We start from the raw sequence: 401 nt of genomic DNA, 5'->3' as shown, positions 1-401 counted from the left end.
GTTCCAGACCTTCCTTGATCGCGCTGACGACAGACGCCGTGTCGGCATGGTGGGTGATGACATGGCACTCGTCGAGTGCGTCCACGCCGGTTTTCATGGCGCCGGGCTGACGGAGGATGCGGCCGACAAGCTGCGTCATGGCCTTGAGGTTCGTGCTGGCCGCCAGGCTGCACAGCACATAGGCGAAGGGGCAATCCCAGCCTTCCTGGAGGGCCTGCTTGGTGATGATGGCGCGCACGCGGTTGGTGGGCGACAGCAGGTCCTGGTTCTCAGGATCGTTCAGATCGTTCTGCTGCGCGGTCTTGATGGCGATTTCGGCCTGGTCGAAGCCTGCCGTCAGCAGCCAGTCCTTCACGTCCTCGGCGCCTGCCGTCAGCAGCCAGTCCTTCACGTCCTCGGCG

1 pseudogene is annotated in these 401 nt (G+C 64.3%); it reads right to left on the bottom strand.

Features of this window, described 5'->3' with window-relative positions:
- Window positions 1-401, bottom strand: a pseudogene (locus tag AB4091_RS21965) (hypothetical protein); the annotation flags it as partial.

This window comes from Terrabacter sp. 2RAF25 (genome assembly GCF_052115265.1).
Taxonomy (GTDB): domain Bacteria; phylum Actinomycetota; class Actinomycetes; order Actinomycetales; family Dermatophilaceae; genus Terrabacter.
This window is presented reverse-complemented; position numbering and strand designations above follow the sequence as displayed.